General features: G+C 34.5%; 15 protein-coding genes. 12 read left to right on the forward strand and 3 right to left on the reverse strand.

The window, feature by feature from the left end; all coding sequences use genetic code 11:
• Positions 1-41: 41 nt before the first annotated feature.
• The 3 genes from AAC601_RS00880 (at position 42) to AAC601_RS00890 (ending at position 2,182) form a co-directional block, all read left to right on the forward strand.
• The gene (locus AAC601_RS00880) at positions 42-665 is read left to right on the forward strand and encodes a CatA-like O-acetyltransferase (protein ID WP_303271915.1); all 624 of its coding nucleotides are present in this window, start codon (positions 42-44) and stop codon (positions 663-665) included.
• Positions 666-714: 49 nt separating this feature from the next.
• Entirely contained in the window at positions 715-1,248 is a 534-nt protein-coding gene (locus tag AAC601_RS00885; protein ID WP_303271916.1) for a hypothetical protein, read from the forward strand.
• Between the two features lie 385 nt (positions 1,249-1,633).
• Positions 1,634-2,182, forward strand: coding sequence for a hypothetical protein (locus AAC601_RS00890; protein ID WP_340152222.1), 549 nt, complete (start codon positions 1,634-1,636; stop codon positions 2,180-2,182).
• 57 nt (positions 2,183-2,239) lie between these two features.
• On the opposite strand, the gene AAC601_RS00895 is transcribed toward AAC601_RS00890, so the two are convergent.
• Positions 2,240-2,980 (reverse strand): RNA methyltransferase, encoded by a 741-nt coding sequence (locus AAC601_RS00895; RefSeq protein ID WP_340152223.1) that lies wholly within the window; start codon positions 2,978-2,980, stop codon positions 2,240-2,242.
• A gap of 20 nt (positions 2,981-3,000) precedes the next feature.
• On the opposite strand from AAC601_RS00895, the gene AAC601_RS00900 reads away from it, so the two are divergent.
• Positions 3,001-5,427 (forward strand): BamA/TamA family outer membrane protein, encoded by a 2,427-nt coding sequence (locus tag AAC601_RS00900; protein ID WP_303271919.1) that lies wholly within the window; start codon positions 3,001-3,003, stop codon positions 5,425-5,427.
• Here the strand turns inward: AAC601_RS00900 and AAC601_RS00905 are convergent.
• Entirely contained in the window at positions 5,415-5,693 is a 279-nt protein-coding gene (locus AAC601_RS00905; protein ID WP_303271920.1) for a hypothetical protein, read from the reverse strand. The genes AAC601_RS00900 and AAC601_RS00905 overlap by 13 nt on opposite strands.
• A gap of 92 nt (positions 5,694-5,785) precedes the next feature.
• Positions 5,786-6,268, reverse strand: coding sequence for a DUF4199 domain-containing protein (locus AAC601_RS00910; protein ID WP_303271921.1), 483 nt, complete (start codon positions 6,266-6,268; stop codon positions 5,786-5,788).
• Positions 6,269-6,542: 274 nt separating this feature from the next.
• Here AAC601_RS00910 and cmk point away from each other — a divergent pair, with 274 nt between their 5' ends.
• The 8 genes from cmk to AAC601_RS00950 all read left to right on the forward strand — a co-directional run bounded on the left by cmk (position 6,543) and on the right by AAC601_RS00950 (position 13,593).
• Positions 6,543-7,232 (forward strand): (d)CMP kinase, encoded by a 690-nt coding sequence (cmk, locus tag AAC601_RS00915; RefSeq protein WP_340152224.1) that lies wholly within the window; start codon positions 6,543-6,545, stop codon positions 7,230-7,232.
• Complete coding sequence (locus AAC601_RS00920; protein WP_340152225.1) at positions 7,222-8,139, forward strand: 4-hydroxy-3-methylbut-2-enyl diphosphate reductase; 918 nt, start codon at positions 7,222-7,224, stop codon at positions 8,137-8,139. The genes cmk and AAC601_RS00920 overlap by 11 nt, the downstream gene beginning before the upstream one ends.
• A 120-nt stretch (positions 8,140-8,259) precedes the next feature.
• Entirely contained in the window at positions 8,260-9,624 is a 1,365-nt protein-coding gene (locus AAC601_RS00925) for a Na(+)-translocating NADH-quinone reductase subunit A (RefSeq protein WP_303272097.1), read from the forward strand.
• A 53-nt stretch (positions 9,625-9,677) separates the two neighbouring features.
• Positions 9,678-10,871, forward strand: a complete 1,194-nt coding sequence (locus AAC601_RS00930; protein ID WP_303271924.1) for an NADH:ubiquinone reductase (Na(+)-transporting) subunit B — start codon at positions 9,678-9,680, stop codon at positions 10,869-10,871.
• Entirely contained in the window at positions 10,858-11,604 is a 747-nt protein-coding gene (gene nqrC, locus AAC601_RS00935; protein WP_340152226.1) for an NADH:ubiquinone reductase (Na(+)-transporting) subunit C, read from the forward strand. Before AAC601_RS00930 ends, nqrC begins: the two co-directional genes overlap by 14 nt.
• 18 nt (positions 11,605-11,622) lie before the next feature.
• Positions 11,623-12,309 (forward strand): NADH:ubiquinone reductase (Na(+)-transporting) subunit D, encoded by a 687-nt coding sequence (locus AAC601_RS00940; RefSeq protein WP_303271926.1) that lies wholly within the window; start codon positions 11,623-11,625, stop codon positions 12,307-12,309.
• A gap of 19 nt (positions 12,310-12,328) precedes the next feature.
• The gene (gene nqrE, locus AAC601_RS00945) at positions 12,329-12,940 is read left to right on the forward strand and encodes an NADH:ubiquinone reductase (Na(+)-transporting) subunit E (RefSeq protein WP_303271927.1); all 612 of its coding nucleotides are present in this window, start codon (positions 12,329-12,331) and stop codon (positions 12,938-12,940) included.
• 86 nt (positions 12,941-13,026) lie between these two features.
• Positions 13,027-13,593: a DUF502 domain-containing protein gene (locus AAC601_RS00950; protein WP_303271928.1), complete on the forward strand. Its 567-nt coding sequence runs from the start codon at positions 13,027-13,029 to the stop codon at positions 13,591-13,593.
• Positions 13,594-13,785: the final 192 nt, after the last annotated feature.

The following is a 13,785-nucleotide window of genomic DNA, read 5'->3' on the forward strand; positions in this document are numbered from 1 at the left end:
AATTTGATTTTAACTCTGATTAAGATAAACTCTATTCATTAGTGAATAAACTCAATTTTAAGAAACATCCACGCAAAGACCATTTTAATTTTTTTAATGCATTTGACGAACCATTTTATGGTGTAAACATTAATTTGGAATGCACGGATGCTTATAGTTACTGCAAAAGGGATGGGATATCATTTTACCATTATTATTTGCATAAGATACTAACGGCAGTAAATGCAATCCCCGAAATGCGCTATAGGCTAATTGAACAAGAAGTATATGATGTGGAGACGGTTCATGCTTCTGCCACCGTTTTGAGAGATGATAAAACTTTTGGGTATTCCAGGATGATTTTTGATGAAGATTTGAAGGTCTTTTCACTTAATGTTAAAGCCGAAATTGATAGAATAAAAGCTGAGTCTGGTTTAGATGTGATGAAAGGAATGGTGGATGTTATTCATTTTACGGCTATTCCTTGGATCAAATTTACTTCCATTTCGCATGCCCGTCATTTTGCTGTAGAAGATAGCATGCCTAAAATTTCAACTGGAAAAATTTATAAGGAACATAGCAAAATATTTATGCCGTTTTCAGTCCACGTCAACCATGCATTGGTGGATGGCTATCATTTAGGGTGTTTTATTGAAAAATTGGAAAGTTTATTTAATCGAACGTGATTTTTCATATAATAAACTGTATTTTTGTTATATAGAAATTATTTAGAATATGATAAAGTTCAAAAGATTTTTCACCTTTTCACTAGCAATTATAGGGTTGTCTAGTTTAACTGCGATTTCCTGCGAAGATACTGATGATTTATTAAATGTTGATGTGCCCACTGATATAAAGCGTTCATTTGATATTACGACCACTGAGGCAAAAGACACCTCATTTACAGAAACTGTAAATCCAAGTGGAGAGGAAATTGATGAATATAAGGACAGGATAATAAATATTTCTGCTAATAAATTAATTATTGATGTTACGGATAATGGCTCAGAAGGGAATATTGGATCTGGAGAGATTATCTTAATTTCTGAATATGGCGATTTCTCGTTTTTGACGATAGATGACATTAATGATCTAGATGGAACACAAATTGATTTGAATGCTGATATACAAGATGCAATTGCGAGAAGCTTGGAAGCTTTTGAACCTTTTGACATTCAATTAGAATTGACATCCGATGGAGCTATTAGTTATACTGTTGGAATTACAATAGAAGGGGTAATGACTGTTTCTGCAGTATCATCAAATTAACAGTGTCAAGAAATAGTATGTCTCTTAGCTTTTTTTTATTTAATAGGTTTTTTACTTTTTTATTCTATAAACCTTATAATAAAAAAATAACCGAAGCTTGTACAAGATTCAATGCTACTGTCTAACCAATCATGGAATTAAATTAAATTGATTTTTTAAATTGCTCAATCAAGAGCTTTTCTTCTTTTATGGACTTGGGTTTATGCATATTCATGCTATTATATCCGTCCATTTTAGCAGCCTTTTCAGTATCTGATTGGCTCAAGTCAACCTTTTCTCCTAGTTTTGAGTGGTGTTTATCGAAAAAATAGAATATTTGATTGGGGTTAATTCAATTATCTAATATTAAACTGTACTTTTGAACTTTTAAATAAAACTAAAAAAGATGAAAAATATTAAAAAAGTATTGTTGTATGCATTTACCTTTGTAGGGATGTTTAGCCTCATGGCTATTTCTTGTGAAGATTTATCAGAGGAAGTTACTGTAGATGTTCCAACTGATTTAACAAAAACTTTTCGAGTATCAAGTACAGAAACTGGTACTTTTGAAATTATAGAACAAGTTGATTTGGCATCTGATGAGATTGCTGAAAGACGTGAGCAGATGAAGGATTTCACAGTTGAGTCTTTTAACTTTGCAGTAGTTGATAACTTAGAAGGAGGCAGTGGTATTCCTACTAATGTAGAGCTTTTGTTCTATGCAGGGGAGAATAGAGTAGGAACTGGAACGGGGGTTCTTAGTGGTTCAACATTTGAAGAACAATTAAACAGCCTTAGTCCTCAGTATGTTACTGCTCTCAAACAAGCAGTTGAGGAATATGTACTTGATGATGGTACCTTACTAGAAATTACTCTTGAAGGATATGCAGATGTTCCAATGGATTATACCATTACTTTTACTATGGAAGCCACTATTGAAGCTGGCGTTCAATAAAAATTTGTAAATTATTGTTTAAAACCTGTTTTCAAGCTGAGAGCAGGTTTTTTATGCCTACTGATTTCTAAAAACATTATCACAAATTATAGCAGTAGCCATTGCGGCATTCAATGATTCAGCTTTTCCAATTCTTGGAATGGTGATCTTATCTGCAATAAATGAAATAAGTTCTGAATCAATTCCGTGTGATTCATTCCCAATTATCAGAAGTCCATTTGTGTCAAAATTAACTTGATGTACATTTTTTCCTTCCAGCAACGCACCATAAACTTTTCTGCTGTTATTTTCAAACAAGAATTCTTTCAAATCTCTTCGATACAAATAAGTCCTGAAAATGGAACCCATGGAAGCGCTAATCACTTTTGGATTGTAAAATTCCGCAGTAGTCTCGGAGCAAATTATATTTTGTATGCCATACCAATCTGCTAATCTGATAATAGTGCCTAAATTTCCTGGGTCTCTTATGTCATCTAATACTAAATCAAAGCCCTTGGATTTGTATGTTGGAGGCATTTGATCATGTGCCACCACTAGTGCATCAGTATTGCTTTGAAATGTTCCTAAACCTCTTAATTCTTTTTCTTTTATAATAATTGGTTCGACCTTTGCATTATTGAGTTCTAGTTGAAACTTTTTCAAAAAAGCTTCTGTAACAATTAAATCTTTTATTTTACAGGAAGAATTTAATAATTCAAGGGTATTTTTGGCTCCTTCAACTATAAATAGCCCTTCTTTCTGCCGGAATTTCTTTAATTGAAGAGATTTGATGAACTTTGTATGAGTCTTAGTAAGCATTTATTTCGATAGCACTGAAATTGAATATAAAATTAATAAAATCCTTTCTGCTGAGCAGTATCATTTTTTTCACTTCTTGTGTGGGCACAAGCTATTTGAAAAATGATGAGAAACTTCTCTTTAAACAGAAAATTAAAGGTAATGAAAATATTTCTTCCGATCGACTGGAAAATTTATACAATCAGAAAGCAAACAGTCGAATTCTATTATTGCCTATTTCACCTTATGTAGCCTTATACGAAACTGGACTGCAGTATTATGACCCCGAAGAAATCCAAGTAGAAAAAGAAGTTGTGCTAGAGGAATTGCAGGGGAAGATCACCGAAGCGCGAGAAGCTGAGAAATTCAATAAAGCCACTCGATTAGAAAGAAAATTAAATAAAAAGAACGATAAGTTTTCAACGCTTTTAGAAGATGGTAATCTTTTTATGAGGTGGGGAGAGCCTTTGGCAATTTTTGATTCTTCGGCTACTAAGCAAACGAAAAATCAAATTCAACTTTTCTTGGAATCTAAAGGCTTTTTTGATGCAGAAGTTGGCTATGAAGTGAAATATAAGGGAATAAAAAATAAGAGAGCAAATGTAACTTATAATATAGCTGAAAGAGAATCCTATATTATAGATACTATTATTTATAATACCGGAGGTAATAAAGTAATGATGAGTGTTTTGGTAGGTGGGAAAAGAAATAGTTTGATAAAAGCTGGTGACATTTACGACCAAAGTAAATTGACCGCGGAAAGGGAGAGAATAGAAAACATTATGAAAAATAATGGATATTATACTTTTTCTAGACAATTTGTGGAGTACAACGTTTATCGCGACCCAGACACCACTAATTTAGCATTAGAAATAATCATTAATAAACCTCAAGATGCTAAAAATCATAAGCGATACAAATTAGATAAAGTCAATTTCACTACTGACGTAAACACGCAAGTAGGTGGAGCTAATAGGACTGAAGAAAAGGTCAATTCTATCAATTATTTTTACTATGATTATTCTTATCGAAAGAAGATTCTTGATCAGAGAGTCTTCATTAGGCCAAATGAATTTTATAGCCTAGAAAAGACACTTAATACGCAGCGCCAATTAGCCAATTTAGATATGTTCCGCTTTGTGAATATTAAGTACGATACAGCGGGAGGCGACTTTGTAGCTAACATATTTACAAGTCCTTTAGATAAATTTCAGTTGAGCAATGAAATTGGAGTCAATGTTAACGTGACCTTTGGATTGCCTGGGCCTTTTTATAATGTTTCCTTAAAGAACAGAAACCCTTTTAAAGGAGCAGAAGTTATGGAGCTATCAGGGAGATTAGGGTTTGAAGGAGTAGCCAATATTTCAGATCAGACCGATGTGACTACTGCCACTGAAGCTAGGGCAAATTTGTCATTTACATTTCCTCATTTTTTATTTCCTCTTGGGACTCAGCTCAAGTCTAGATTTGCTTTATTGAATCCTAAGACCAAAACTGGTTTAGGTTTCAATTTCACAGATAGACCAGAGTATGTAAGAAGCAATTTAAATGGATCATTTGGTTATTCTTGGCAAAATAAAATGCGATGGATTTTTGATTTGACCGTATCTGATATAAATCTTATAGAGTCAGATTTACAAGAGGAATTTATTAGGGCTTTAGAAGAGCAAACTACTTTTGGCAGACAGCTAAGTAGGTCGTTTTTGCCTTCATTTGTTTCAAGCAGCTCAATTACTATTTCCAAAAATTTCAATAACTATGGCCAAGCCCAAAGTAGAGCTAGTTTTATTAAATTCTTTGGTGAAACCGGGGGTAATTTATTGAATATTAATGCTATCGGAGAGCAAGTTAATCAATCATCATTGGAGTATTTCCAGTTTATTAAAGCTTCTTTAGATTATAGGACCTATATACCTTATGGAAAGAAAAGTACGTTTGCCTACCGCTTTAATGTGGGTTTTGCGAAACCCTATGGAGAGTTTTCACAAGATGTTTTACCTTATGAGAAATATTATTTTGCTGGGGGTAGTAACAGTATTCGGGCTTGGGCACCTAGGAGGTTGGGGCCGGGAAGTTTTGTAGATACAGATGATGAAGGGAATTTTTTATATAACATCGAGCGACCAGGAGAAATAATTTTCGAAACCAGTGTAGAAGTAAGAAGAAACTTGATCAACTTTTTGGATGGTGCTTTCTTTATTGATGCAGGAAATGTATGGTCTTTTTCAGATAATGATGAGCCTGGTAGTGATTTTCAATGGGATAGGTTTTATAACGAAATAGCAATTGGAACAGGAGTAGGATTACGAGTCGATTTTTCGTTCCTAATATTACGATTTGATTTTGCTTTCAAATTGTACGATCCTGCAAGAGATTCGGGAGACAGGTGGACCATAAGCGAATGGAACTTGGGGACAAGGTCAAATTACGGGCCAGCACTCAACATTGGAATTGGTTACCCCTTTTGATTGTTCTTTTTCCGAAAGATGTTTTTAATATCTTCGAAAGATTCTTCAAAGCTATTCGCTAAGTCTTTAAAGACCTCTTTATTGTCTTCTGTAAATCGATCAAAATCCTTTTCAAGTGATTCCTTATTTCTTTTCAGTTCTTGCAATCGCTCTTTTAATTCCAGTTTATCTGAAATATTACTTTGGCTAATCTCTGAAAACAGACTATCAATTTTTTTTCCCGCTTTGCTGAAAAATTCTTCAGCCTTACCTTTTTTGTATTCCATAGTACTTGATTTTCAAATCGTACTTAAAGTTAATAAATTATATGATTGAATTTGAAAATCATATTTACTAAAATCTTAAAAGGGAGATAATTTCACTTGCTTTCTTTACTGTTTTTTTGCTCTTTTAAAAACCATTCAGGTGTTCTTTTTTTATACCATTGCATAATGCCAAAGCTGAGAAAAAAACCTGATCCAGCACCTTCCATTATGATAATAAATGAAATAAGAAAGGCATTAAGGTAATTGCCGAATGGCTCAACTTCTTTTATTTCCTGCAAAAATTCGGGGTTTGATAGTAAGTATATGAAAATGAAAATAGCAAATGCCAATGATGAACTTACAGCTGTCAACATACCAGTACCAATCCCTTTAAAATAGTCGAAGTTCTCGTTCTTTTTTTTAATTGATTTGATGGAGAAGAAAACCCCAGCTCCCATGATGATGATGTTTAAAGCGCGAAGCTCTAAATTATGTTCTAACCCAATAGCATTCATAATCAAAAAATAAGCTGTAAGTCCAATGAAAACCAGTATCCCACCTAAAAGTCCGTTGTATTCAATTGAATCTTTTCTCATAGTTTTATATTTTTTTGTTTATATACAACACGTGATATTTTCAATTGTTGTTATTATTTATATTTCATCTAATATTCCATTAAATTCCTTCCGTATCTTGTATATTTGCGTTAGGAATTTCAATGAAACGAATAGATGCTTAGAAAAGCGATAGTATTAAAGATCTTCACTTTATTGATAATTGGTTTACTTTTGTCTGCCTGTGCCAACAATGGACGACGTAAATCAATGCCTAAAAAGAAACCATTGCCTTGTCCAGTAAAAGATTGTTAAAATGCGCAAAATAGTAATAGCCATAGATGGATTTTCAGCTTGCGGGAAAAGCAGTACTGCCAAGGAAGTGGCAAGTCAGCTAGGGTATAGTTACATTGACTCAGGTGCTATGTACAGAGCAGTGACTTTGTATTTTCATCAGAACTACGTGAACATTGATAATTCAAAGGAAATAGTAAAAGCGATTGAAGAAATCAAGATTTCATTTCAATTTAATGAACGAAAAGCTTCTAGTGAAACTTATTTGAATGGGTTAAACGTTGAGGAGGAGATAAGGAAAATGTATATCTCAAATAAAGTTAGCGAGGTGAGTGCCATACCTGAAGTAAGAAGAAATATGGTCAGCCAGCAGCGAAAATTGGGGAAGAAAAAAGGAGTAGTGATGGATGGCAGAGATATTGGTTCCAATGTTTTCCCAGATGCGGAATTAAAAATCTTTATGAAAGCTGACTTGGCCGTTAGGGCTGAAAGAAGGCAAAAAGAATTATTGGAAAAAGACCAATTAATTCCTATCCCAGAAATAGAAGAAAACTTATTGGCACGAGATAAAATGGATTCGGAAAGAAAGGAAAATCCATTGATAGTTCCTGAGGATGCTTATATTTTAGATTCAAGCGAAATTACTTTGCCGGAGCAAGTAGAATATGTCTTGCAATTGGCGACAGAAAAAATGATTAAATATGATGGGTAATTTAAAAGTAACCATAGATCACGATTCCGGATATTGTTTTGGTGTAGAGTATGCCATACGTATGGCAGAAGATGCAATGGAAGAGGCCGGAAAATTATATTGCTTGGGTGATATAGTCCATAATGATATGGAAGTCAAAAGGCTATATGAAAAAGGGCTAAGAGTCATCAATTACGAAGATTTAAAGGATTTGCAAGACTGTAAGGTTTTAATTAGGGCACATGGCGAGCCTCCGGAAACCTACAGGATTGCAATGGAGAACAATATTGAACTTATTGATGCCAGTTGCCCTGTAGTACTAAAATTACAGAACAGAGTAAAAAATGCACACGATAAAATGTGTTCAGACAAGGGGCAGATTGTTATTTATGGTAAAAAAGGTCATGCGGAAGTGACTGGTTTGGATGGGCAAACCAATGGAAATGCTATCATAGTAATGGATGACTCGGATCTGGAGAAAATAGATTTTAGTAGGCCTGTAACACTGTTTAGCCAAACTACTAAAAGTACCAAGGGCTTTTATGATATCAAAAAGAAAATTGAAGATAGACTTAAAATACAACAGGCTGTAGAGGAAGGACAAGCTGCCACTTTGAATGCTAATGATAGTATTTGCAGGCAGGTTTCTAACAGAGAACCAAAATTGTTAGAGTTTTCAAAACAGCATGATGTAATACTGTTCGTAAGTGGTAAAAAGAGCTCCAACGGTAAGGCTTTATATCAGGTTTGTAAATCTCAAAATTCAAATAGTTACTTTATTGAAAGCGAAGAGGAGTTGAATCTAAGTTGGTTTGAAGGTATAGAAAGGGTAGGGATTTGCGGAGCAACTTCTACACCAATGTGGCTAATGGAAAAAGTAAAAAATTTTGTGGAAAATATTGAACACGAAAGCCTTGTAAGCTGTTAAGCAGAAAGTTTCAGCTTGATTAAATTAAGTGGAGTATTATTATATTAAAAGATTTTTTTTAGAAAAATAATTCTTAATTTTGCCTCAATTTCAAATAAGGGTTCATTGTTAAACAAAGACATGTCTCATACCATTAAACTTAAAAAAGGTTTTGATATAAACTTGGCTGGAAAAGCCGAGAACAAAGTATCAAATGCACCTAAACCAGAAACATTCGCAATTAAACCAACTGATTTCCCGGCAATCACAAGGCCCAAGTTATTAGTAGAAGAAGGTGACTCTGTTAAAGCGGGTACTCCTCTTATCTACGATAAAATGGCTCCTGATGTATTGTACTGCTCTCCCGTTAGTGGAGAAGTAGCCGAAATTAAGAGAGGGGAAAAGCGAAAGTTATTAGAATTAAGGATTTTAGCTGATAAGGAAAATGATTTTGAAGATTTTGGAAAGCATTCGAAATCGGATATTAAATCATTGGAGGTTGAAAAAGCTAAGGAGTTAATGCTTAAAAGCGGGGTTTGGCCTAATATTATTCAAAGACCATATGGTATAGTGGCAAATCCTGAAGATGCACCAAAAGCAATTTTTATATCAGCTTTTGATACTCATCCACTAGCACCAGATTATAACTTTATATACAAAGACGAAGAAGAATCTTTTGCTGCAGGTTTAGAAATCATCAAAAAATTTACTGAAGGTAAGGTTCATATTAACATTTCTGAGGATAAAGAAATGCTAAAAATGTTCAGCCAAGCTGAAGGTGTTCAAATTAATAAATTTTCTGGTAAACATCCATCTGGTAATGTAGGGGTACAGATTCACCATATCGATCCAATCAGCAAAGGGGATATTGCATGGACAGTAAAGCCATATGGAGTAATCCAAATAGGAAAACTATTCTTAAATGGAAAGTATGATGCTTCTAAGAAAGTGGCATTGACAGGGTCAGAGGTTAAGGATCCTCAGTATTATCAAACCTACGTTGGTGCTTCAATTAAAAATATTATAAAAGATAATATTTCTGGAGATCATGTGAGATATATTTCAGGAAATCCGTTGACTGGGGAACGAATTGATGCCGAAGGTTATTTAGGGTATTATGATGAGCAGATCACTGTTGTGCCTGAAGGAGATTTTGAAGAATTATTGGGATGGATTAAACCAACCACTTCGAAATTAAGTTTTCACAGGGCGATTGGCTTATTGTCTTTCTTGAACAAAAAGAAAGAGTATGTATTAAATACTAATACAAACGGTGAAGAAAGAGCTTTCGTAATGACAGGAGAATTTGAAAAAGTTTTACCTATGGATATTCTGCCTAATTATTTGTTTAAAGCTATAATGGCAGAAGATTTTGACGAAATGGAGGCATTAGGGATCTTCGAATTGATAGAAGAAGATGTTGCATTATGTGAATTTATTGATGTTTCCAAACATGAGCTTCAAGCCATTTTGAGAAAAGGAATCAATTTAATGATAAATGGATAAAAGGTAATTAATCCACAGGGTTAATATCAGTAAATATAATCATACTATAAAATATGAATCCAATACAAAAATTCTTCGATAAAATTGAACCTCTTTTTGAGAAAGGGGGGAAATACGAGAAGTACTATACGTTGTACGAAGGGCACCGGACAATTCTTTTCAGACCTAAATTAGTTACAGGACAGAAAGGGGTGCAAGTACGAGATGCTAACGATTTGAAGAGAACCATGATTACGGTGGTGATTGCTATGATTCCTTGTTTACTATTTGGAATCTGGAATATCGGTCATCAGCATTTTTTAGCACTAGGCGAAACGGCCACTTTTATCCAAAAAATAGGAATTGGAGCTATTCAGGTTATTCCAATCGTAATTGTTTCTTATGCAGTAGGACTTGGGACGGAATTTGCAATTTGTGTAATAAGAAACCACCCTGTAAATGAAGGCTACCTCGTTACAGGTATGTTAATTGCACTTATTATGCCACCTAGTATTCCACTTTGGCAAGTTGCATTAGCTACTGTTTTTGCTGTAATCATTGCAAAAGAAGTTTTTGGTGGAACAGGTATGAATGTATTAAACGTTGCTTTAACAGCGAGAGCATTCTTATATTTTGCTTACCCGACTGACATTTCTGGGGAGGTTTGGACCTACTTAGGTGATGCCGCTCCAATTGATGGATATTCTGGAGCAACTGCTTTAGCTGTTGCTTATGATACTGCTTTAAATGGCACCGGTACAGTAGTTAGTTCTTTTTCTAGCTATTGGGCGGAAGGAATGTACACCTTTAAAAATATGTTTTTGGGGGCAATACCAGGGTCAATTGGTGAGACTTCTACTCTTATGGTCTTAATCGGTGCATTGATCTTGATCGCAACCGGAGTTGGTAGTTGGAAAATTATTTTCAGCGTCTTCGCAGGTGCTTGGTTGATGGGATTAGGCTTTAACGCGATCGGATATAATGCTTTTATGGATATGCCAGCGCATTATCATTTGGTAATAGGTGGCTTGGCATTTGGAGCCGTGTTTATGGCCACAGATCCTGTTTCAGCTGCTCATACGGAAACAGGGAAATGGATATACGGATTCTTGATTGGAATCTTAACAGTGATAATCAGGGTTGTAAATCCAGCTTATCCAGAAGGAATTATGCTTGCCATTCTTTTAATGAATGTGTTTGCTCCGTTAATTGATCATTATGTTGTTGAATCTAATAAAAAGAGGAGGTTAAAACGTGCGACAGTCTAATTATTATGTAATATTATTCTCCGTCATACTTACAGTAGTATTAGGCGGATTGTTGGCAGCCACTTCAGTTGGCTTGGGCCCAATTCAGCAAAAGTCAATCGAATTGGACACTAAAAAGCAAATTTTAGGTGCAGTTCTGGAAGTGACTTCAGAAATGGATGTAATTGAGACTTACGGTAAAGTGATTAAATCGGAGGTGACGGACTACGAAGGTAATGTGGTTACTGAAGATGAAGAAGGGAAAAAAATGATTGCTGAAAACGTAAGTGTTGAAAAGCAATACAAAAAAGCTCCGGAAGAAAGACTTTACCCTGTATTTAAATATTACGGTAAAGATGGTGGGGAAGAAATTGAATCTTATATCCTTCCAGTTTATGGTAGTGGCCTTTGGGATAATATTTGGGGGTACATTGCTCTAGATACTGAAGGTAAAGTGATTAAAGGTGCTGTTTTTGCACATGCAGGTGAAACTCCAGGACTAGGCGCAAGAATTACTGAGGATGCCGTACAAGCTAGATTTGAAGGGAAAGAATTATACAACGACCAAGGAGAGTTAGTGTCTGTTAAAATGTTGAAAGGAGAAAGTAATCCTGAAAGCAAATTAGATGAGCATCATGTTGATGGGATGTCTGGTGCGACAATAACAGGTAATGGTTTGAATGATATGTTAAAGAATTATTTCAAGCATTACCAGTCTTATTTTAACAAAAAAGGTGCTACTGCCACTTTATAATTTAAAGATATTAAAGTTATGAGTACAGAAACTGTAGATAAACCAGTAAAACAGGAGTCAGAAGCGTTACTTTCCAAAAGAAGAAAGAAGATTGTAACTGACCCGTTAAATGATGATAATCCGATTACCATTCAGGTTTTAGGGATTTGTTCTGCTCTTGCGGTAACTACCCAGATGAAACCAACTATGGTGATGTCAATAGCGGTAATTTTCGTTATCGTTTTTTCAAACTTGATCATCTCTTTATTAAGAAAGTTAATACCAAACCGTGTTAGAATTATTGTTCAGTTAGCTGTAATTGCAACTTTAGTAACATTGGTAAATGAAGTATTGCAGGCATTTGCTTACGATATGTACAAAGAGCTAAGTGTATTCGTGGGATTGATTATTACTAACTGTATTATTATGGGTCGTTTGGAGGCCTTTGCTCTAGGTAATAAGCCTTACGATTCAATTCTTGATGGATTGGGGAGTGGCTTAGGTTATGCATGGATCATTTTAGCTGTTGCCTTTTTTAGAGAACTGTTTGGATCTGGTGCAATATTTGGATTTGAGGTTTTTGAGGCAATCGGTTTCTCAAAAGATGGCTGGGTAGGTATGGACTATCAAGCTAATGGTATAATGGTAACTCCTGTAGGGGCCTTCTTTATACTAGGTCTCATTATTTGGGTTCAAAGAAATAAAACAGGATACGTAGAAAATTAATCGCTAAAAATTTTAGACAATGGATTTAATTAATTTAGGAATAAAATCAATTTTTATAGAGAACATGGTATTTGCCTACTTTTTGGGTATGTGTTCTTTTTTGGCGGTTTCTAAGAAGGTAAGTACTGCTTTCGGATTAGGATTAGCTGTTGTTTTCGTACTGACAATTACAGTTCCAACAAACTGGTTGCTGAGCGAATTCATATTGAATGAAGGGGCTTTGACTTGGTTAAGTAAAGATCTGGCAACAGTTGACTTAAGCTTTCTAAGCTTTATCATGTACATTGCCGTTATTGCTTCAATGGTTCAATTGGTAGAAATGGTTATTGAAAAAACTTCTCCTGCCTTATACGGCTCATTAGGTATTTTCCTTCCTCTTATTGCAGTGAACTGTGCTATTCTTGGCTCTTCATTATTTATGGACCAGAGAGAATATGGCTTAGCAGAATCAGCGGTTTACGGATTTTCATCAGGAATTGGATGGTTTTTAGCTATTATAGCATTAGCAGCAATTAGAGAGAGACTGAAGTACTCTAATGTACCTGATGGCTTGAAAGGATTAGGTATAACAATGCTGATTACAGGACTGATGGGTATTGCATTTATGTCCTTCATGGGGATTTCAATATAAATTGAATACTTTTAATATAATTTAAGCCTTGATGGACTTCATCAAGGCTTTTTTCGTTATAGTACTGATTCAATAATTAAATGATTATGCGACAAAAGATTATTACTAAAATTGCTGCTTATTTTTTTAGAGGCTTACTTTTTGTAGCTCCAATAGCTTTTACGATTTTAGTTATTCAAGCCGTTTTTACATGGCTTGATGGTTTGCTTCCAGTAAATATACCTGGTCTTGGTATTCTAATTTTAGCCTCTGCAATAATTGGGGTTGGTTACTTAGGTTCTACCTATTTCATGAAGCCCTTCTTTGAGTTGTTTGAACAGTTTATCACCAAAGTACCTCTGCTAAGTTTGATTTACAACTCTATAAAAGATTTAATTGGTGCTTTCGTAGGCGATAAAAAGAAATTTAATCAACCCGTGATGGTGCAGTTTGACGAGGCTGGAAAAATATTTAAGCCTGGCTTCATTACTCAAAGTGAATTAGAAAAGGTAAAGATGCAGGGTTTCTGCTCTGTGTATATGCCACATTCATATAACTTTTCAGGGAATATTTTAGTAGTTAAAAATGAATTAGTTCATGAATGGAATGTCAATAGTACCAATGCAATGAAATTTATTGTTTCCGGTGGTGTTAGTGGTATTGACGATATGTAAGAAATGTAGAGAAAAGGTAAAAAAATATTTTCTTTGAATTTAAATAATAGTATTTTAGCTTTAATAAATGTAAATTATATTATAATGAAGCTATTTATTTATTGATGTATTTTTTACTCATGATGTAGGGTATTATATTTGAAACACATGAAAAATGTATCATGATTAGGGGAGAAGTTGTGAACGTAAAAG

It is taken from the genome of uncultured Marivirga sp., from assembly GCF_963974845.1.
Classification (GTDB): Bacteria; Bacteroidota; Bacteroidia; order Cytophagales; family Cyclobacteriaceae; genus Marivirga; species Marivirga harenae.

Bases quoted from the DNA above. Each gene is read 5' to 3' on its own strand.
- AAC601_RS00885 (WP_303271916.1), top strand. From the start codon at position 715: ATGATAAAGTTCAAAAGATTTTTCACCTTTTCACTAGCAATTATAGGG.
- AAC601_RS00890 (WP_340152222.1), top strand. From the start codon at position 1,634: ATGAAAAATATTAAAAAAGTATTGTTGTATGCATTTACCTTTGTAGGG.
- AAC601_RS00895 (WP_340152223.1), bottom strand. From the start codon at position 2,980: ATGCTTACTAAGACTCATACAAAGTTCATCAAATCTCTTCAATTAAAG.
- AAC601_RS00905 (WP_303271920.1), bottom strand. From the start codon at position 5,693: ATGGAATACAAAAAAGGTAAGGCTGAAGAATTTTTCAGCAAAGCGGGA.
- AAC601_RS00910 (WP_303271921.1), bottom strand. From the start codon at position 6,268: ATGAGAAAAGATTCAATTGAATACAACGGACTTTTAGGTGGGATACTG.
- cmk (WP_340152224.1), top strand. From the start codon at position 6,543: ATGCGCAAAATAGTAATAGCCATAGATGGATTTTCAGCTTGCGGGAAA.
- AAC601_RS00920 (WP_340152225.1), top strand. From the start codon at position 7,222: ATGATGGGTAATTTAAAAGTAACCATAGATCACGATTCCGGATATTGT.
- AAC601_RS00925 (WP_303272097.1), top strand. From the start codon at position 8,260: ATGTCTCATACCATTAAACTTAAAAAAGGTTTTGATATAAACTTGGCT.
- AAC601_RS00930 (WP_303271924.1), top strand. From the start codon at position 9,678: ATGAATCCAATACAAAAATTCTTCGATAAAATTGAACCTCTTTTTGAG.
- AAC601_RS00940 (WP_303271926.1), top strand. From the start codon at position 11,623: ATGAGTACAGAAACTGTAGATAAACCAGTAAAACAGGAGTCAGAAGCG.
- nqrE (WP_303271927.1), top strand. From the start codon at position 12,329: ATGGATTTAATTAATTTAGGAATAAAATCAATTTTTATAGAGAACATG.
- AAC601_RS00950 (WP_303271928.1), top strand. From the start codon at position 13,027: ATGCGACAAAAGATTATTACTAAAATTGCTGCTTATTTTTTTAGAGGC.